13 protein-coding genes and 2 tRNA genes are annotated in these 20,085 nt (G+C 29.2%); 7 read left to right on the top strand and 8 right to left on the bottom strand.

The window, feature by feature from the left end; translation table 11 throughout:
* Positions 1 to 98 precede the first annotated feature (98 nt).
* Both P161_RS0107485 and P161_RS0107480 read left to right on the top strand, forming a co-directional pair.
* Entirely contained in the window at positions 99 to 2,501 is a 2,403-nt protein-coding gene (locus tag P161_RS0107485) for a hypothetical protein (protein WP_026776396.1), read from the top strand.
* 112 nt (positions 2,502 to 2,613) lie between these two features.
* Positions 2,614 to 3,579, top strand: a complete 966-nt coding sequence (locus P161_RS0107480) for a Gfo/Idh/MocA family protein (RefSeq protein ID WP_026776395.1) — start codon at positions 2,614 to 2,616, stop codon at positions 3,577 to 3,579.
* Here the strand turns inward: P161_RS0107480 and P161_RS0107475 are convergent.
* The 3 genes from P161_RS0107475 to P161_RS0107465 all read right to left on the bottom strand — a co-directional run bounded on the left by P161_RS0107475 (position 3,576) and on the right by P161_RS0107465 (position 5,341).
* On the bottom strand, positions 3,576 to 3,932 hold the full coding sequence (locus P161_RS0107475; protein ID WP_026776394.1) for a type II toxin-antitoxin system HigA family antitoxin: 357 nt from the start codon (positions 3,930 to 3,932) through the stop codon (positions 3,576 to 3,578). The genes P161_RS0107480 and P161_RS0107475 overlap by 4 nt on opposite strands.
* A gap of 1 nt (position 3,933) precedes the next feature.
* Entirely contained in the window at positions 3,934 to 4,227 is a 294-nt protein-coding gene (locus P161_RS0107470; protein ID WP_026776393.1) for a type II toxin-antitoxin system HigB family toxin, read from the bottom strand.
* A 73-nt stretch (positions 4,228 to 4,300) separates the two neighbouring features.
* Positions 4,301 to 5,341, bottom strand: coding sequence for a T9SS type A sorting domain-containing protein (locus tag P161_RS0107465; protein ID WP_231494717.1), 1,041 nt, complete (start codon positions 5,339 to 5,341; stop codon positions 4,301 to 4,303).
* Positions 5,342 to 5,787: 446 nt separating this feature from the next.
* Between P161_RS0107465 and P161_RS0107460 the strand changes: the two genes are divergently transcribed.
* On the top strand, positions 5,788 to 8,982 hold the full coding sequence (locus tag P161_RS0107460) for a TonB-dependent receptor (protein ID WP_036841328.1): 3,195 nt from the start codon (positions 5,788 to 5,790) through the stop codon (positions 8,980 to 8,982).
* 20 nt (positions 8,983 to 9,002) lie between these two features.
* Positions 9,003 to 10,331: a RagB/SusD family nutrient uptake outer membrane protein gene (locus tag P161_RS0107455; protein ID WP_026776390.1), complete on the top strand. Its 1,329-nt coding sequence runs from the start codon at positions 9,003 to 9,005 to the stop codon at positions 10,329 to 10,331.
* 946 nt (positions 10,332 to 11,277) lie between these two features.
* Here P161_RS0107455 and P161_RS0107440 read toward each other — a convergent pair.
* Positions 11,278 to 11,363, bottom strand: a tRNA-Leu gene (locus P161_RS0107440).
* A 23-nt stretch (positions 11,364 to 11,386) separates the two neighbouring features.
* A tRNA-Gly gene (locus P161_RS0107435) sits at positions 11,387 to 11,458 on the bottom strand.
* Between the two features lie 367 nt (positions 11,459 to 11,825).
* Between P161_RS0107435 and P161_RS0107430 the strand changes: the two genes are divergently transcribed.
* Positions 11,826 to 14,204, top strand: a complete 2,379-nt coding sequence (locus P161_RS0107430; protein ID WP_036841324.1) for a polysaccharide lyase 6 family protein — start codon at positions 11,826 to 11,828, stop codon at positions 14,202 to 14,204.
* Between the two features lie 284 nt (positions 14,205 to 14,488).
* Here the strand turns inward: P161_RS0107430 and glmS are convergent, their stop codons facing one another.
* Genes glmS through P161_RS0107415 form a run of 3 tightly spaced genes read right to left on the bottom strand, consistent with a single transcriptional unit; the run spans position 14,489 to position 18,760 of the window.
* On the bottom strand, positions 14,489 to 16,345 hold the full coding sequence (gene glmS / locus P161_RS0107425; RefSeq protein WP_026776386.1) for a glutamine--fructose-6-phosphate transaminase (isomerizing): 1,857 nt from the start codon (positions 16,343 to 16,345) through the stop codon (positions 14,489 to 14,491).
* Positions 16,346 to 16,371: 26 nt separating this feature from the next.
* Positions 16,372 to 17,940 carry a DUF4270 family protein gene (locus P161_RS0107420; protein ID WP_026776385.1) on the bottom strand — a complete coding sequence of 523 codons (1,569 nt, stop codon included), beginning with the start codon at positions 17,938 to 17,940 and terminating at the stop codon, positions 16,372 to 16,374.
* Between the two features lie 10 nt (positions 17,941 to 17,950).
* Positions 17,951 to 18,760 carry a glycogen/starch synthase gene (locus P161_RS0107415; protein ID WP_026776384.1) on the bottom strand — a complete coding sequence of 270 codons (810 nt, stop codon included), beginning with the start codon at positions 18,758 to 18,760 and terminating at the stop codon, positions 17,951 to 17,953.
* Positions 18,761 to 18,857: 97 nt separating this feature from the next.
* Here P161_RS0107415 and panC point away from each other — a divergent pair, with 97 nt between their 5' ends.
* Together panC and panD are read left to right on the top strand one after the other, a co-directional pair.
* Positions 18,858 to 19,706: a pantoate--beta-alanine ligase gene (panC, locus tag P161_RS0107410; protein WP_026776383.1), complete on the top strand. Its 849-nt coding sequence runs from the start codon at positions 18,858 to 18,860 to the stop codon at positions 19,704 to 19,706.
* A 27-nt stretch (positions 19,707 to 19,733) separates the two neighbouring features.
* Positions 19,734 to 20,084: an aspartate 1-decarboxylase gene (gene panD, locus P161_RS0107405; protein ID WP_026776382.1), complete on the top strand. Its 351-nt coding sequence runs from the start codon at positions 19,734 to 19,736 to the stop codon at positions 20,082 to 20,084.
* Position 20,085 lies beyond the last annotated feature (1 nt).

Genomic DNA, 20,085 nt, shown 5'->3' with positions numbered 1-20,085 from the left:
ATCTCCGTAAAAAGCACAAAGATTATATTGTTAAAGATTTATAAAACTACTGTTTTGAAAGTACAAAATTGATTATCTTGTAAAAAAAAATTCAAAAAATGAATCTATATTCCTCAAAATTTTTAGCGAATGTATGTAGTTATTTACTAATAACTTTTTTTGCTTATAATTCATTTGGCCAACAAAATAATAATGATAAAAAACTAGATACTACCTTTATAAATTACTCAAAACCTTATAAAGAAGTTGTATATGCACATCTTAATAAATCTACTTATTTAAAAGATGAATCTATAGGTTTTACTGCCTACGTTTTAAATGCGAAAGAGAATACATTATCTACCAGAACAAAAAATTTATATTGTGTTATTACTGATGAAAACAATAATGTAATCAAACAAAAATTATTAAATGTAAAAAATGGAATTGCTAGCAATGTTTTTAACATAGATTCCTTATTTGTTTCTGGTGATTATCAATTTAAAGCGTTTACAAATTGGATGCTTAATTTTGAGCAACAAAATTACTTTGTACAACCTTTTAAAGTAATTGATTTAGATGATGATGATGCCATAAAAAAAGAAATACCAAGTACAGATTTAGATATCCAATTTTTACCTGAAAGTGGTCATCTTATTGATAATGTTGTAACAACCATGGGCGTAATTGTAAAAAATTATATTGGTAATGGATTAACAAATATTAAAGGTAAAGTTGTTGATAATGAAAATAATATTGTTACTCAATTTTCTTTAAACGATTTAGGCATTGGAAGGTTTTATATGTTACCAAATAGTAACAAAAATTATAGTGCAGAAATAGATTATAATGGTAAAAAGTTAATTTTTCCTATTAAAACTAACATAAATAAACAGGGTATAAACTTAAAGCTTGTTCAAGTTAGAGATTATATTTTACTCTCTGCAATTACAAATAAAGAAACGTTAAATCAATTAGAAAATAGAAACTTTGTAGTTACAAATCATAACAGTCATCAATTAAAAAAAATCGATTTTACATTTTCTGATAACGAAACTGAAACCAAAAAAATATTTTTAAAAAATCTTTTTCCAGGTATGAATGTTTTTACGCTTTTTGATGCTGAACATAATCCGATAGCAGAAAGGTTATTTTTTAATTATGAGGGAGTTTCGATCTTAAAAAGTTCTGAAGTTTCCGTTATTAATAAAAGCGAAGATTCTTTGTCTGTAAAAATAAATTATAAAGATTTTAAAACAGCAAAATTTAACAACGTTAGTGTTGCTGTTTTGCCTTTAAAAACAAAATCTTACAATAAAAATAACAATATCCTTTCTCAAACATTACTTCAACCCTACATTAATAATTATATAGAAAATGCTGGGTATTATTTTTCTAATATTACTGAACAAAAGAAATACGATTTAGATAACTTATTAATTACACAAGGTTGGAGCAGTTATAATTGGGATGAAATTTTTAAAGAAGAATTCGCTCAGCAGTACGATTTTGAAAATGGCATCAACTTAAAAATAAATATTCCAAAAAATAAAAGAGGTCAAAAATATTTCTTTCATAAAACTGAAAAAAAGCTCTCAAATATTGTAGAAATTGATAAAAACACAAACTCTTTTGAGGCTCTTGGATATGAACCCGAAGAAAACGAGCCTTTGTACATCTCAAACATGAGCAAAAAAGGTAAATTTAGCCCAGCAGATTTATTGATTCAATTTTATCCTAATTCATTTCCAGTTTTAGAAACCGAAAATACTATTCCTAAAAGCCAAAATTACTATATACAAGAAGAATACTTTAATCACAAATTGGTTAAAAATTCTTTAAGCAATGTTCAAAAACTAGATGAAATTGTTTTAACAACAAACTTAGAAAAGGAAAGAATAGAAAAGATTGAGAATAATACTATTGGAGAAGTAACCTTTTTTAATCAAGAAGAAGCGCCCATCTATGAAGATTTATTACCTTTTTTTAGATCTAAAGGTATAATTGCAGAACGCAAAATTGGAACAGGAGATTTGCTTTTAGCAATTAACAGACCTAGCCCTTCTTTTACTAGCAATACAATAGTTCCAGTAGTTTTTATTAATGATTTTTTAATACCTAACTTAAATCAAATTCTTTGGTTAGATTTAAACACTATTGATTATATAGCAATTAACAAATCTGGAAATGGAGAAGGTATTTTAGGAGCAAATGGTTCTATAAGAATTTATACTGACAATTCTAAAGCCAGATCAAACAGGAGAAAAACAGCTTCAAAATTTAAATTTCCAATAACTTTTAGTGATGATAAGAAATTTTACAGACCTATTTATCAAAGCTATGATAGTAAATTTTACAATCATTATGGAACTATAGACTGGTTACCAAAAAACAAAATTGATGAAAATGGAGACTTAATTTTTACGTTTAAAAACGGACAATCTAATTCCATAAAATTATTCGTTGAAGGAATAACAGAAAATGGAGCGTATATTTTTGAAGAAAAGTATCTTGAAAATTAATGTTTAAAAAACCATAAACCACACCTTATAATAACATCATAAAACAAAAAGCTAAATAGTTAGCAAGAAATCAAAAGTTTTAAAAACCCTTTGAGATCTAAAAATCATAAAAATGAACACAATAAATTGGGGAATAATTGGTGCAGGAGATGTTGCTGAAGTAAAAAGTGGACCCGCTTTTAATAAAGTAAAAAACTCAAAACTATTAGCGGTTATGAGAAGAAATGCTGCTAAAGCAAAAGATTTTGCAGAAAGGCATGATGTGCCTTTTTGGTATGATTCAATTGATGCTTTATTAGCAAACAAAGATATAAATGCAGTATATATTGCAACTCCACCTTCTTCACATTTAGAAATAGCTAAAAAATGTTTAGCTGCAAAAAAGTGCATTTATCTTGAAAAACCAATGACATTGAATGCTGATGAAGCTGATGAACTACATAACATTGTAACTGAAAACGATACCATTGTTGTGGCACATTATAGGAGAAAATTACTGCCATTTTTAAAAGTAAAAGAACTTATTGAATCGAATAGTATTGGTGACATTATGTTTGCTGATATTCAAATTTTGCAATCGAAAGAAAATGAAATTATTACCAAAACTGAAAATCATTGGCGTTTAAAACCAGCCATTTCTGGTGGTGGTTATTTTAATGACATTGCACCTCATCAACTAGATTTAATGTATTATTATTTTGGTGACATTAAAAACTCAACAGGTTTTTCCCATTCCTTAAAAAATGATAATGTAGATAATATTGTAAACGGAATTATCAACTTTAAAAACGGAATTCAATTTAGAGGAATTTGGAATTTTAACGCAAACGAAAAAGACACCAAAGACGAATGTAAAATTTACGGTACAAAAGGCACAATTACATTTTCATTTTATGGCGAAAAAGTATTTTTAACTTCGGATGACAAAGAGGAAGTTTTTAGTTTTACGAATCCAAAGAATATTCAACAACCCATGATTGAAGCTACTGTAAATTACTTTTTAAAGAAAGCTGAAAACCCTTGTACTGTAAAAGATGGATTAATAGTAATGAAGATTATTGATAGTTTTATTAGCTAGTAATCTTGAATTAATACCTCTGTAGGAATATGTAATTGAGCATTTAATTTTCGAATCATTTCTAAAGTCAATTTTCTTTTTTTATTCATTATTTCGCTCACTCTACTTTTAAAACCAATCATTTCTACCAAATCTTTTTGTTTTAAGCCCATTTGTTCCATTCTAAAATTGATAGCAGAAATTGGGTCTGGCATTTCAATTGGGAAATTCTCATTTTCGTAATTATTAATTACAATTGCAAGTATTTCTAATTCATCTCCTTGAATAGTTCCTTTCTTGGCATCAAATATTTTTTCTAAACGTTTAAGAGCATTTTGATAATCTGCTTCGTTTCTAATTGGTTTTATATTCATCTTAAATTTCGTTTGCATTAATTTTATCATATTCTGCATGTGTTCCTAAAAATCTTATCCACGCTAATTGATAATCAAAATTAAATTTCACAATAAGTCTATAATCGTTTCCCTTAATATTAAAGACAATTCTATTATCTTTTAAAATACTTGCGTTTGGATATTCTAATTTTAAATCGTTAATTGAAGACCAATTGGCCTTTTCAGTTTCACGATACCAAGTTTTTAATTGTAATTCACAGTTATTATGTTTTACCCAAAAATCTCTTAATGTTCCTCTCGAAAATATTTTCACTTAAAATAATTTTAACAAATATAAAAAAAGTTACCATAATGATAACTTTCTTGTCTTAAATATTTTTAAATGATTACTTTACATAACACTTTAAAACTTTAGCTGTAACAGTATCTTTTTTAAAAACGATAAAATATAATCCTTTAGCAAAACCAGAAACATCTAATTTATCATCATTTAGTCTTTTTTCTATTGGCATTTTACGTCCAGAATAATCATACATTTCAATAGTATCATAATTATCTGAATTGGCATTTTTAAATTCTACTTCTTTAGAAGAAGGATTTGGATACAACAAAATATTTTCTGCTTTCGCCTTTAAAGCATCTATATTGATATCAACAATAGATAATGTTGCTGGATTCTCTTCGATGCTAAAATCTGCAAATTTTACAATTTCATCTTGCAAATCTTGTTGGTTATTTAAACTTCTATAAATCCCCCATTTTGGACGCGAAAAATCAGCTCCATCTTGCCACATATCTTTACTGGTAGCATTATAATTTAAAATGATTTGATTGGTTGCAATATTTTTAATTTCTAAAGTATAACTCCCATTATTACTAAATTTAATGGTTTCTGTTACTGAAACCCAGTTACCTCTAAACAAATCTAAATTTGCTGTTGCAATAGTTGTTTGGTCAGTTGTGGCAGTATATCGTAACTCTAATCTATCTGGATTTGATTTTCTTAGTGTAAAAGAAATCATTGGTATTGATTCAAAAGGCCCACCAACAGATTTTATTTGATGAATGTGAGTAAAACTAGCACTTGGCTTAAAAGTATCAGACAATCTGAATTTCCATTTATATTGAACGGTTTCCCCATTTCTTGCAATTAAATTTTCTGGAGAATCACCATATGTTTTAATCTCATTACGCTGTCTGTCATTTACACCTGCTTTACAACGATCATTATCTGGAGTTACATGTATATGAAATAAAAAGACATTTTTGTTTAATTCGCTATCAAAAGCTTGTGTAATATGTTTTCCAAAACTGCTGTGATTACAATCTGGCACTTCTACAACATCTCTATTTGGGTTTGCTAAAACCGAATTTATTAAAGCATATGTTTCTGTTTTTCCATCTGCTGATAATAATGTTTGAGACATTATTGAATGAGATAAAAATAAAAAAAACGAAGGTATAAATAGTAAATTTTTCATAATAATATAATTGGTTAACCAATTTAGATTTTCAAATATACACTATTTATATCAAGAAATATAAACTATAAAACAAAGTTTATTTGCAATAAAAACTTCAAAACAAACTCAAATTCTACTTTATCTAGATTAAAATTGACCTTTAAATCAAATATTTTAAAAAAAATTTACATCAATTATTTTACCCTAAAAATATGTAAAATTAACCCAAAATTCCCTTTAAACACAAGGAAGTAAGTTTTCATATAAAAAAACTAATTCTAAGTATCTGAATATCAAATAAATTAAAAATACTATTAAAATTTTGTTAATATGAATATAATCGTATATTTGGAAAACCAATCTGGTTAACCAATCTGGAAAACCAATAAAAAATCGTTTAAATAAAAATTATGTCAAAAAACAAATTCATTAAACAAATTAGTACATGCTTATTTTTAATAGCATCGCTTTTTGCTTACTCTCAGCAAAAAATTACTGGAGTAATAAAAGATAATACAGGAGGAATTCCTGAGGTTACTATTCAAGTTAAAGGAACTAGCATAGGAACAACTTCAGATTTTGATGGTAATTATACAATTACTACTAAAAACGCAGATGCTATTTTAGTTTTTAGTTATTTAGGTTTTAAAACTCAAGAAATAGCTGTTAATGGCCAATCTACAATTAATGTAACTTTGATAGAAGATTCTAGTCAATTAGACGAAATTGTAGTGGTAGGTTATGGTACTCGTAAAAAATCTCATCTTACTGGTGCAATTGCAAAAATAGGAGGTGGAAAGTTAGCTGCTATTCAAACTGCAAGGGTTGATGAAGCCTTAGCAGGAAAACTACCTGGGGTTTTAATACAAAACCAAAGTGGTGAACCAGGTGCAGATCCAAAAATTCAAATTAGAGCAGCTTCTTCTTTATCAGGAGATACAGGTCCTTTAATTGTAGTTGATGGTTACCCTATTTCTGGAAGTATAGCAACTGTTAACCCAAATGATATAGAAAGTTTAGAAGTTTTAAAAGATGCTGCTTCTGCTGCTATTTATGGTTCTAGAGGTGCTAATGGTGTTATTTTAGTTACTACCAAAAAAGGAAAAACAGGTAAAGTGCAAGTTAGTTATAATAGTTACACAAGTATCTCTAATAAATATAGAGGGGATATTGAAATGCTTAAAACTGCTGGAGAATGGGCTCAAGATTTACAATCTGATGCTTATGACACTTCCGAAGTTAACCCTGCTTTGTTAGCTTATAGAATTAATGCTTATGAAAATGCTCCAGATGTTTTAGCTATGGAGGATTGGCTTTTTAAAAGTGGATCTTCAACTAGTCATGACTTTAGTATAAGTGGTGGAACTGATAAAATTAAAGTATTTGCTTCATTAGGATATTTAAATACTGATGGTATTGTTTTAGGGCAAGGTTTTGAAAGATATAATGGACGTATAAATATAAATGCTGAATTAAGTGATAAATTCAAGGCTGGTTTAACTATGAATGGAAATTATAGTGAGCAAGATATTGTACCTCATGATATGAGAGATCTTTTAAGAGCATATAGTATAAGCCCTATTTATCATACAGATGCATCTATAGCATTTGTACAAGATTTAGATGCTAGAAGACAAGCACTTTTCAATTCTACAGGAGGTGTAGGGCTTCCTAGTGCATTTTCTCAATCTTTTGATGAAGGTTATAGAGGAACTGGAAATATAAATTCAAGTATCTACACATTACAACCAGGAGACATAGCTCATGACTGGCATTATGGTAGAGGACAAAATGGAATTGGGGGAACAGGAGATTCTGGTCCTGCAGCAAAACTTGACAACGCAAAAAGAAGTGTAACAACATTTTTTGCAAATGTTAGTTCTTATTTAGAATATGAAATTTTAGAAGGTTTAAAAGCTAAGACAGTTTTTGGTGTAGATATTAGAGATACAAGAAACTACTATTATCAAGGAACTTTGGCAGATTCTCGTGAACGTTCAAATCAATCTGATTTAGATATCGATGATTTAAAAAGATCTACTGTATTAAGTGAAACTACTTTAAGTTATGCAAAAGTTATAAATGAAAAACATGATATAGCTGCTGTAGTTGGTGTTGAATTTCAAAATACAATTTTTAAAGGAATGAGTTCTAGAGGAACTAACGTGCCTATTGGAGTACCAATAAATTATAGTCAATTTAATCCTGCAGATGTTATTACCAACGAAATTGACGCTAAACAAACAAGAAGAAGTGTTTTTGGTAGAGTTAGTTATGCTTATGATAATAAATATTTAGCATCTGTTTCGTTAAGAAGAGATGGTGATTCAAGATTTGGTGTTAATGAAAGATATGCAACATTCCCAGCATTCTCTTTAGGTTGGAATGTACATAAAGAATCTTTTTTAGAAGATAGTGATGTAGTAAGTTTATTAAAATTAAGATATAGTACTGGTTCTTTAGGAACAACCTCTTTTTTAGGTTCTTACCAATCTTTAAGTATCTTAAATACTGCACCAACTGTTTTTGGAACTGGATTTTTAATCCCTAATGATGTAGTAAACCCAGATTTAACATGGCAAACAAATACAGAAAACAATTTTGGTGTAGACTTTGGTTTTATAAACAATCGTTTTAAATTTAGTGTAGATTATTATACTTCTGATATTGAAGATATGCTAATTAACCAAAGCGTAACTGAAGTTATTGGTACACCATCTATTGTACTTAATCGTGGAAATATTACAAGTTCTGGTTTAGAATTTGAATTAAATACAAACTTAATTCAAAAAGGTGATTTATCATGGAGTGTAAATGGTAACCTATCAACTGTAAATCAAGAAATTACTAGTTTAGGTGCGTTAGACGAGTTACCAAGACAAGTTTATGGTGGTCCAAGTGGTAGAGGTCCAGAATTTAGAAACTATGTTGGTGGAGAACTTGGTGAAATGTGGGGTTATGCAGTAACTGGAGAGGTTGATCCAATCCATATAGCTGATCCATCAAGAAATATAGGATTTGGAAGTTCTGAATGGTATGTTGTAGACCAAAATGGCGATGGTCAAATAACTGAAGAAGGTGATTATGTAAAATTAGGATCTGCAACACCAGATTTTTATTGGGGATTATCAACTAATTTAAGCTACAAGAAATTTGATTTATCGATGCAATTCCAAGGATCTCAAGGTGCAGAAGTTTACAATCTTGACCCTATTTACTGGAAATCACAATTTGGTGGTAGATTAAGATCTAGTTTTGATGCTAATAATGATGGTATTGAAGATGCTACAGGTAAATTTTATGAACAAACAAGAAACGCACATGGTTCTGGTATTCAAGATGCATCTTATTTAGCTTTGAGAAACTTAACTTTAGGGTATTCTTTTGATTCAGATTTAACCGAAAAAATAGGAATAGGTTCTGTTAGAGTTTATGGTGCAGCAACTAATTTACTATACATATTTGGAGACGATTATACATCATACAATCCTGAAGGAGTAGAAACAACTAATGGAGGTTATGCAGGACCAACAACTTACGGTTACCAAGAAGGTGCCAGCCCAATTGTAAGAAGTTTTACACTTGGTATAAATGTTAATTTTTAATTAGAAAAATAATGAAAAAAATGAAAAATTTATATATACTATTAGCTGTTGTATTATTTATTACAGCTTGTGATAATGATTTAGATCAATCACCTCCAAAACAACTTGAGGCAAGTGCTTTAACAGATTTAACGGGTGTTCTAAATGCAGCTTACCATTATCAAACAGGAACTGCAACTCCATTAGCAATTATGGGAGACTTTAGGGCAGATAATATGTTGATGGATGAAGAACCTTATCCTGCATTCGACAGATTTAATTCGGATTTAGCAGGTGGAGATTTGGTTGAACAATTTTTTCGTCCATTTTACAGTAACTTGTATAAATCAATATTAAGCGCAAATAATGTAATTAATAACTCAACACAAGCCAATGATATTGCACAAGCAAAATTTTTAAGAGCATTATCTTACTTTAAACTTATAATGGTTTTTGGTGATGTACCTGTTAATTTAGATGAAGCACCAAGTGCAGAAGATTTAACTATTTTTGCAAGACAACCTGCAGAAGGTATTTATAATACTATAATAATTCCAGATTTTCAAGACGCAATTGCTTCTTTAGATAATTCTGGTTTATCAAGTGGACGTGCAACTAAAGTTGCTGCTCAAGGATTTCTTGGAAAAGTTTATATGCACAGGCGTAATTTTAGTGGAGCAGCTACACAACTTGCTGCTGCTATAAGTGGCGCTAGTTCTGCAGGAATTTCTTTAGAAAGTAATTTTGCAAACGTTACTAATGATTCAAGTTCTGAAATTATTTTTGCAACTCAAATATCAAGTTCTATTCCTTCTGCATATACAGCAGGTACAGATTTTGCTGGTTGGTTTGAAGGTGGTGATACAAAATCACTTTTCCCTTTAGATTCTGATTTAACTGCTGCTTTTGATGCTAGTAGTGCTGCTGGAGGAGGAACTGACTTAAGAAAAGATTTATCTATTAACCCTGCATTATCTGTAGGAAATAAATATAATGAAACTCTTGAACAAGATTTTATAGAACTAAGATTATCTGATGTAATCTTATTATATGCAGAAGCTTTAAACGAAACTGGTTCTCCTGCAACAACAGTGTTACCTTTATTAGATGACATTAGAGATAGAGCTGGTTTAAATAGTTTAACAGGAACAATCACTTCTCAATCAGCTATAAGAGAAGCTATTCAAGATGAAAGAAGACTAGAATTAGCTTTTGAAGGCCATAGATGGTTTGATTTAGTAAGAACAGGAACTGTTGATGCTGAAATGGGACAAACAATCAATTCAAATTATCATGTTTTTCCAATTCCAAATTCAGAAGTTTTAGCTAGTAATGGAGTTATAACTCAAAATCCTGGCTATATAAATTAATATTAATTATTTGAATTTGTTTATATATTGGGTTTACAACTTTAAAAGAGTTGTAAACCCTTTTTTAATGGACTTTTTGTGACGTCTTAAAATAACGTTACAAAATTTAGAAACTAAAGGTAACAATTTTTTACCACCGCCTTTTTTCTTGTTATATGATTTTCTTTTGATTTTTTTTGCTTGTGCAATTGGTTAGCAATTAGCATATAATTAGACAAATGAGACCTGCAATTATTATAGATTTCGATAGCGTTTTGAACTAATTTTCTTTTAACATTAATAAATATATCGTATTTATCAATATTAAATCCTTGTTTATCTAATATTTTTTGATATTCATTTGAGCAATATTGTAAACCTGTATCAGAATGATGAATTACAGGTTTATTTTTATAATTTATCTTTTTTAGAGCCATTTCTAAAGCGGATAAAAAACCATCTACATTTAAACTTTTATAACTTTATATCCGATAATTCTCTTAGAGTAAACACCTGTTATTAAGGCTAAATAACTTGGGTTCTTCCTGTTTTCCAATGCAGATAATATCACTTACTCAAACTTGTTCTGGTCTTGTAAAATCTAAACCTGTGATACGAGTTTGTTTTGATATAATATTTTCTCTTTGGTTTGATTAATAAATAATTTGCTTTAAATAATTTATCTCTTCCAAATCTGAGAAAATTTAACTGATTTTCTAATAAATAATACAGTTTTCTAGCACCAATTTTTGGCATTAAAAGACGCTTTTGATTGACAAGTTCTATAACCTTAAAACTCAATATTTGTCTTTGTTGTAATGATTTTATAGCTGGATAATAATCCTGTCTATTTACCCCAAGTAAGCCATAGGTATCAGTAACACTTGGTTTTTTGTTGTTCTTAAAATTGTAATTTTTGATAAAACAAAAAAACCGTTGAAAATCAAAAGATTAACAACGGTTCTTGTACTGAAGGCGGGACTTGAACCCGCACGGCCATTACTGACCACTGGATTTTAAGTCCAGCGTGTCTACCAATTCCACCACTTCAGCATGAAATTTTATAAAAGGTTTAGAGCGAAAGACGGGATTTGAACCCGCGACCCCCACCTTGGCAAGGTGATGCTCTACCCCTGAGCTACTTTCGCAGTCTTATTTTTATGAACGTATGCGCTCTGTTTCTTAGAGCGATGCAAATATAACAAGTTTTATATATCTGGCAAACACTTTTTGTTTTTTTTGTTTGTTTTTTTTAAGGTTCTTTTCAGGTGCAAAAATAATAGTTTTTATATATTTTAATATGAGCTGTTTATGAATTTTATAAATAAATAATTTTTAGTGTGCTTATTAAATATAAAATTATTTATTTATAAAACTTATGTATATTTGGTTTACCAAATTGGTTTACCAAAAAAGATAGAGTAATAAACCTGTGTTTTATTTTTAAATTCCTTCTTATATAATTTGGTTTACTTTTTGATTAATTAAGTTATGTTCAATTTATAAATTTATCTTATGAAAAAAACAACATTAATATTTACTTTTATTATTTCTTTACTTTCAATTAAAGGATATGCCCAAGAACTTCTAGTTTCTAGTATTTTAGAATATAATAAAGCTATAAAAACAGCAAAGCCTGGAACTACAATTGTATTACAAAATGGAACTTGGAAAGATGTAGAACTTAATGCATATGGAAATGGAACAGAGGATAATCCTATAATTGTAAAAGCAGAAAATGCTGGAGAAGTAGTTATTTCTGGAAATTCCACTTTAAATATATATGGTAATTATATAATTGTTAGCGGTTTATGGTTTAAAGATGGTCTGTCTACTTACAAATCTGTTGTTCAATTTAGAAAAAATTCTAAAGAATTTGCTAATAATTGTAGATTAACCAATTCAACAATTTCTTATTTTGCTGTTGAAGATGGTATAAATAATCACTGGGTAGATATTTGGGGTAAAAATAACAGAGTAGATCACAATAATTTTACTGGTAAAATGAGTCCTGGAACTACAGTTGTAGTTTGGTTAAAAGGTGATGAACATATAGAGAATAATCATAAGATTGATTATAATTACTTTGGAGTAAGGCCAGAATTAGGAACAAATGGTGGAGAAACGATAAGAATTGGTACAAGTGCAAATTCCAAAAAATCTTCTAAAACATTAGTGGAAAGAAACATATTTGCAGGTTGTGATGGGGAAATAGAAATAATTTCTAACAAATCTGGAGATAATATTTTTAGAGACAATTTATTTTTGGGAAGTAAAGGAGCTTTAACTTTAAGACATGGAGATAATGCTTTAGTAGAAAGAAATGTATTTCTTGGTAATGGAGTATCTAAAACAGGTGGAATTAGAGTAATTAATTCTGGACATATTATCAGAAATAATTTAATGATAGGTTTGTTAGGTGATGGCTATAGAGGCTCAATTGTACTTATGAATGGTGTGCCAAACTCGCCATTAAATAGATACGAACAAGTTAAAAATGTTGATATCCAAAATAATACCATCATCAATTCAGGACCAATTTCATTTGGAGAAGGTAAAGATGATGAAAAATCTCTAGCACCTACAAATGTTAATTTTGCCAACAATTTAGTATTTAATAATACATCTAATAAAAACGTGATTTTTGTTGATGAATCTGCAAATATCAACTTTAATAACAATTATATAGATGCAAATGGTACTTCTGAAAAAGGTTTTACATCAACTAAAATAACTTTTAAAGATTTTCAAAATGTTCCTATTCCAACTGCAGATAATACAGATTTGTTAGTTGCATCAATAAACGCTAAAAGTTCTGAAGAAGATATTAATGGTTCAAAAAGAACGGCATTTAATGTTGGAGCTTTTAATTTAGATGCTACAGATTTACCCAAAGCATTAAAATTAAGAGCTGGCCCAGGTTGGAAACCAGAAATTATTGCTCCAGTTATTGAAGTAGAAGATATTATTGTGGAACCTGGTGTTGAATCTTTAAGAAAATCTATTGCTAAAGCTGCTGCTGGTGCTACCCTTATTTTACAAACTGGAGAGTATATTTTTGAGAAAACCATTAAAATTGACAAAAATATTACGATTAAAGGTGATAAAGGAGGTGCATCAATCTTAACAGCAATGAAAGATTTAGAAAAACCAATTAGTTACTTTTTTAGAGTAAATGAAGGGGTAAAATTTTCTTTAAGTGATGTTATAATTGATGGTGAAGTTTCAAACCCAAAATATGCAATAGTTTCACCAGACAAAAATGAAGGAGGTCTTTACAGTGTTTTTGTGGATAATGTGGTTTTTAAAAATTTCAACAATAAAGACGGAGGTGCAATTTTTAAAGCCTATAATGGTACAAAAGCAGATACGTTAAGTTTTAAAAATTCGAGATTCGATAATAGCTACAGAGGTTTTAATTTATCTTATGATAAAGATGAAGTCGGTTTTTATAATGCCAATATTATTATTTTAGAAAATTCAGTTTTTAAAGATATTGAAGAAGAAGCTGTAAACTATATTAGAAATACACCTCTAGAAGATATTCCTGGAGGAAAATTAGTAGTAACAAACTGTGTTTTTAGCAATGTAAATAATGAAGAAAAGGGGAACTTCTTAAAAACAACAGGAATTTATGCAGTTGAGATTACGAATACTGTTTTTGAAAACAGTTACAAACAAAAAGCACCTATAGACTTAAAAGGAAATTATAACTTTATTACAAACTGTTTGATTCATAATAGTGGATTTGTAAAAACATCTAAAGGTGCAAAAGATGAAGATTTAATTTATAATAATCCAAAATGGGATGATGATGTTCTTTTTATTCCAAGTAAAAAATCGCCTTTGTTAAAAGAGAATAATGATAAAGAAAGAATTGGGTTAAAAGAGTAATTTAAATAGGATACTATTTTAGAATGAGATAAGTATATATAAAAAAATGTCGCGTCCTGAAATAATGTTACAGTCAACATTTTAAAAAATGTTAGAAGAAAAATAGTTCAAAACGCTATCGAAATCTATAATAATTACAGGCCTCATTTGTCTGATTATATGCTAACTCCTAATCAAATTCACAAGCAAAAGAAAATCGTACAAAAAAGAAAAAAGGCAGTGATAAAAAATCACTACCTTTAGTTTATTAATTTTGTAACGCTATTTTAGAACATCAAAACAAATTACTCTACAGTAACTGATTTTGCTAAATTTCTAGGTTGATCTACATTTTTACCTAACATTACTGCTATATGATAAGACAATAACTGTAAAGGGATAGTCGTTAATAAAGGTGTTAATGCCTCTTCTGTATCAGGAACCTCAATTACGTGATCTGCTATTTCTCTTACTTGCGTATCTCCTTCTGTAACCACTGCAATAATTTTACCAGCTCTAGATTTTATCTCTTGAATGTTACTTACTACTTTCTCATAATGACCTCTGTTTGTGGCAATCACAAAAATTGGCATATTCTCGTCAATCAAAGCAATAGGACCATGTTTCATTTCTGCTGCTGGATATCCTTCTGCATGAATATAAGAAATTTCTTTTAATTTTAAAGCTCCTTCTAAAGCCACAGGGAAGTTAAAACCTCTACCTAAATACAAACAGTTGGTTGCATCTTTATAAACAGCTGCAATACTTTTAACATGCTCATCAATTTTCAGCAATTTTTCTACTTGCCTAGGAATTAATTGCATCTTTTTAAGATAATCTTTAAAAGTATGGTCTGCTAAAGATCCGTTTGCTTTTCCTAATTTAAGTGCTATTAAAGTTAACACAGTAATTTGTGTTGTAAATGCTTTTGTTGATGCAACTCCAATTTCTGGACCTGCATGTGTATAAGCTCCAGAATGTGTTTCTCTTGCAATAGATGAACCTACAACATTACAAACACCATATACAAAAGCTCCTTTTGATTTAGCTAGTTTAATAGCTGCTAAAGTATCTGCAGTTTCACCAGATTGTGAAATTGCTATTACAACATCTTTATTTGTAATAATTGGATTTCTATATCTAAATTCAGAAGCGTATTCTACTTCTACAGGAATTCTAGCCATATCTTCAAAAAGATATTCTCCAACCAAACCTGCATGCCAAGAGGTACCACAAGCAATAATAATAATTCTGTTTGCATTTAAAAATTTATCAAGATTATCATCGATACTTGACATCTTAATCATATTTTCCTCCACTAACATTCTACCTCTAAAAGTATCTGTAATTGCTTTAGGTTGCTCATGAATTTCTTTCAACATAAAATGATCGAAACCACCTTTTTCAATTTGATCTAAACTCATTTGAAGTTTCTGGATAGTTGGCTCTACTTTAGAGTCGTCCTTTATCTTAAAAACTTTTATTTCTTTCCCTAATTTTACAACTGCCATTTCTTCATCTTCTAAATAGATGGCATTTTTTGTATATTCTAAAAAAGGTGAAGCATCTGATGCTATAAAAAACTCTTTGTTAGCATCTCCTACACCAATTGCAATAGGACTTCCTAAACGCGCTACAACAATTTCATTAGGTCTATTTTTATCGAAAACAGTTATGGCATAAGCTCCAACAGCATTTGTTAATGCTAACTGAACAGCTTTCCCAAGTTTACAACCTTCTGTTTTTTTAACTTCTTCAATTAAGTTGATTAAAACTTCAGTATCTGTATCACTTTTAAAAGTGTAGCCTCTAGTAATTAGCTCCTTTTTAATCGTATCATAATTTTCAATAATACCATTGTGTACAATTACTAAATCTCCTGATTGAGAATAATGAGGATGTGAGTTTACATCATTAGGAACTCCATGCGTTGCCCAACGTGTATGCCCCATTCCAATTTTACCTACTTTTCTTTCTTCTTCTGCGTCCGTAATTTTTTCTAAATCAGAAACTTTTCCTTTGGTTTTAGAAAGTTGCATTTTTTCTCCATCATAAATCATGACACCAGAACTGTCATAACCTCTATACTCTAATCTTTTTAAACCATTAATAACTATTGGATAGGCATCTCTATAACCTATGTAAGCTGAAATTCCACACATTGCACTTTTTTTTTAGTTAGTTCTTTTTATTTTTTTTCTGAATAGGATATTTTTAATATTGGTCTTTTATCACCATTTGCTAATGTATTATTAAAAATTGTAACTGCTTTCGGATTCCAGCTATAATTTCTAAAAGACTCATCACTGGTAGAATTTGGTAAATCTGAGGGATTAAAGGCTTTTAATTTTAATGTTGAATCATAGGTGATTTCTCCACTTAAAATATCAGATAAATAATCCGTAAGTTTAAAAGAATAGCTTTCTCCATCTGCGTCTAAAAATCCAAGAATACCACCAGATGCAATTTCACTATAGGCATCCTTTATTTGAGTAAATACAGTACTTGAACCAACTTGATTACTCTTATAAAGATATAATCTTTCTGGAAGATTCTCTGAATCAGCATTTTTATTTACATAAAAAGTTAGTGTAGCATCGTTAATCAACCAATTTTTGGCTTTTAACTCGTCTATTTTATTTTGATCAAATAAAGTAATATTGCCTTCACTACCAGCAGTTCCCTGTATTTTTATCGTATTATTATCCGTATATACTTTCTCCTCCATCTTGTAGGTGTTAATCCTAAAACCTGATAAAGGAAAAGAATTATTTTTTCTTACCGTTTTTAAAGTATCCGTTGTTCCTTTATTTAAAACGGTATTTGTATAATAAACTTCAATAGATGGATTTAAATCTGCATTAGGGTTAATAAAATTAAACGATATTAAAGAACCTTCATTCCCTGAAGCCTCTAAAATAACTCCTCTAAAATAATCGTTAAAAGCTGCTGGGGAAGAAAATTCAGCTTCTCCGTATTTATCTAAAAATAAATTCTTAAAAGTTTCTTTGTTTAAGGGAATTCTAGCAAAAGGAACAGGAATTGTACTTGTTGCAGAGGCTGTATATCTAACAGTGTCATTTTTATAAATGGAACCATCAAACAGTTTTCTATTAACAACTAATATCGTATCATTTTCGTTAGGTGTAAAAGGGAAATTAAGTTGATCATTTAATGGATCTCCTAATTTTTCAAAATCAGCATCAGAAAAAAACTTGTTTGTCTTTGTTGGATCTGCTAAATTTAATTGACTAATAAAAGTATTAGTCCTGTAAACATTTAAATTGAAAGGTTTGGTTTTATCACCTATCACAGAATCAATTTCAAATTTTGTTCCATCTGCGTCTAAACTTACTTGATATGGTAATTTTAAAAAAACCGTATCAACAACACTAACAACATCTGTTGTATCTGTAATATCTGCATCATCTACAACTTGTAAACCTGGTGAAATTGCTAATTGAGAAACAATAGAAGCTTCTAATTTTTCATAGTCTGGGCTGGCATATACACCCAATAAATATTGATTTAAATCCGTAGGTTGAGGTTGTGTTATTAAACCTATATTATCTGATTGAATCCTGACTAAAGGACTATTTTCTGCAGTAACATAAACTGAATCAACATTGGTATCAAACTTCACATTACTAATCACGTTCGATCCAATATCTGTAAAATCTTTTTCACAAGATACTATTGCTACTGATAAGCATACAAAAACACTTATATAAACACTTCTTCTAATAAAATTTCTCACTGTAAAACGATTAATTAGCTGCTATTAATTCAGCATAAAAATTTAAATAAGCTTCTTTTAGGTTCTCCTCTTGATATTCTAAAACAGGCTTTTCTTGTTTTTCTATAAAAGAAGCCAAATCTTCATCAATTGTTTCACTTCCATGAATAATTGCATCCGAATTTTCAATAGCACTTTTTAAAATATTATTATGATTTGGTGTTTGTATCGTTTTTATTTTTTCTGGATTATTTAAATCAAATTGTACTTTTTCAGCCAAATCTGAATTTAATTCGCCTTCAAAACCATTTTTATATAAAGAAGTAACAATTTTACTTTCTGTAAATAAAGGCTCTTCTTTATAAAATTCTTTTAAATAAAGAGGTAGTAAAGATGCCATCCAGCCATGTATATGTATAACATCTGGAGCCCAGTTTAATTTCTTTACAGTTTCTACAACTCCTTTTGCAAAGAAAATGGCTCTTTCGTCATTGTCTTCAAAAAGCTCATCATCTTCATCTGTAAAAACGGCCTTTCTTTTAAAATACTCTTCATTATCTATAAAATAAACTTGCATTCTTTCTTTAGGAATAGAAGCTACTTTTATAATTAAAGGCATATCTATATCATTCACAACTAGGTTCATTCCAGAGAGCCTAATAACCTCATGTAATTGATGTCTTCTTTCATTAATTACACCATATCTTGGCATAAAAATACGGGTTTGAACTCCTTTAGAATGGGCATTTTTAGCAGAGGCAAAAGCTGTTTTAGACAACTCTGTTTCTGGTAAATAAGGCACAACTTCAGACGATACAAATAAAATTCTTTTGTCTTTCATTAAATCCAACTCTTTTATAAGATGCGCAAAAGTACAAATTATTATGCTAATATGATGTTAAATTGGTAAGTTTGCACTCTATATACAGTAACTTACTATGATTATTTTCAAAGAAAAACATGCTTTAAAAGTGTATTTAGCAACATTAAAAGCGCAAAATAAAACAATAGGTTTTGTGCCAACAATGGGTGCTTTACACCAAGGGCATTTGTCTTTAATTAAACAAGCTCAGCAAAGAAATGATGTAGTAGTTGTTAGCATTTTTGTAAATCCTACGCAGTTTGATAATAAAGAAGATCTTGCAAAATATCCTAAAACGTTAGAAAGTGACACTAAATTATTAGAAAGTGTTGCTTGTGATGTGCTTTTTCATCCTTCAATAGAAGAAATTTACCATAAAAATATCGTTTCAGAAAGTTTTGATTTTGATGGTTTGGAACATCAAATGGAAGGAAAATTTAGAGATGGTCATTTTAACGGAGTTGGTACCATCGTAAAAACATTGTTCGAAATTGTTGAGCCAGATAATGCCTATTTTGGACAAAAAGATTTTCAGCAATTGCAAATCATCAAAAAAATGGTTGAGAAACATCAATTAAATTTAAAAATTAAAGGGTGTAAAATTTTTAGAGAAAAAGATGGTTTAGCAATGAGTTCTAGAAATGTTAGATTAACTAAAGAACAAAGAGAAATTGCTCCTTTTATTTACAAAACACTTAAAAAAGCAAAGAAAAAATTTAGTGATAAAAGTGCTGATAAAGTGAGTAAATGGGTAGAAAATCAATTTAAAAAAGAACCTTTATTAAAACTAGAGTATTTTACAATTGCCGATGAAAAAACATTAGAAACAATTATCAAAAAAGAATCTGACAAAAAATACAGAGCTTTTATTGCTGTTTTTGCTGGCGAAATTAGATTGATAGATAACATTCAATTAAAAAATTAGTAACTAAAAAATGTTTATTTTTGCCAAATGTTAGTACAAGTTGTAAAATCAAAAATCCATCGTGTAAAAGTTACAGGTGCAGATTTAAATTATATAGGAAGCATTACCATAGATGAAGATTTAATGGATGCTGCTGGTATTATTGAAGGCGAACGTGTTCAAATTGTGAACAATAATAACGGAAATCGTTTAGAAACATACGCAATTCCTGGACCTCGAAAAAGTGGCGAAATCACTTTAAATGGTGCAGCCTCTAGATTGGTTGCTGTTGGTGATGTTTTAATTTTAATTGTATATGCTTTTATGGAATTAGAAGAAGCCAAAAAATTCAAACCACAATTAGTTTTTCCGAACGAAAAAGATAACACCCTTACATAAT

Origin of the sequence: Polaribacter sp. Hel_I_88, assembly GCF_000687935.1 — a bacterium.
Lineage (GTDB): Bacteria > Bacteroidota > Bacteroidia > Flavobacteriales > Flavobacteriaceae > Polaribacter.
The sequence above is the reverse complement of the archived record's forward strand: the minus strand, read 5'-3'. Positions and strand labels throughout refer to the sequence as shown.

Coding starts and splice junctions, on each gene's coding strand:
- P161_RS0107415 (WP_026776384.1), bottom strand. CDS start 18,760: ATGAAAGACAAAAGAATTTTATTTGTATCGTCTGAAGTTGTGCCTTAT.
- P161_RS0107485 (WP_026776396.1), top strand. CDS start 99: ATGAATCTATATTCCTCAAAATTTTTAGCGAATGTATGTAGTTATTTA.
- P161_RS0107460 (WP_036841328.1), top strand. CDS start 5,788: ATGTCAAAAAACAAATTCATTAAACAAATTAGTACATGCTTATTTTTA.
- panD (WP_026776382.1), top strand. CDS start 19,734: ATGTTAGTACAAGTTGTAAAATCAAAAATCCATCGTGTAAAAGTTACA.
- P161_RS0107475 (WP_026776394.1), bottom strand. CDS start 3,932: ATGAATATAAAACCAATTAGAAACGAAGCAGATTATCAAAATGCTCTT.
- P161_RS0107430 (WP_036841324.1), top strand. CDS start 11,826: ATGAAAAAAACAACATTAATATTTACTTTTATTATTTCTTTACTTTCA.
- P161_RS0107465 (WP_231494717.1), bottom strand. CDS start 5,341: ATGTCTCAAACATTATTATCAGCAGATGGAAAAACAGAAACATATGCT.
- P161_RS0107455 (WP_026776390.1), top strand. CDS start 9,003: ATGAAAAATTTATATATACTATTAGCTGTTGTATTATTTATTACAGCT.
- panC (WP_026776383.1), top strand. CDS start 18,858: ATGATTATTTTCAAAGAAAAACATGCTTTAAAAGTGTATTTAGCAACA.
- P161_RS0107480 (WP_026776395.1), top strand. CDS start 2,614: ATGAACACAATAAATTGGGGAATAATTGGTGCAGGAGATGTTGCTGAA.
- glmS (WP_026776386.1), bottom strand. CDS start 16,345: ATGTGTGGAATTTCAGCTTACATAGGTTATAGAGATGCCTATCCAATA.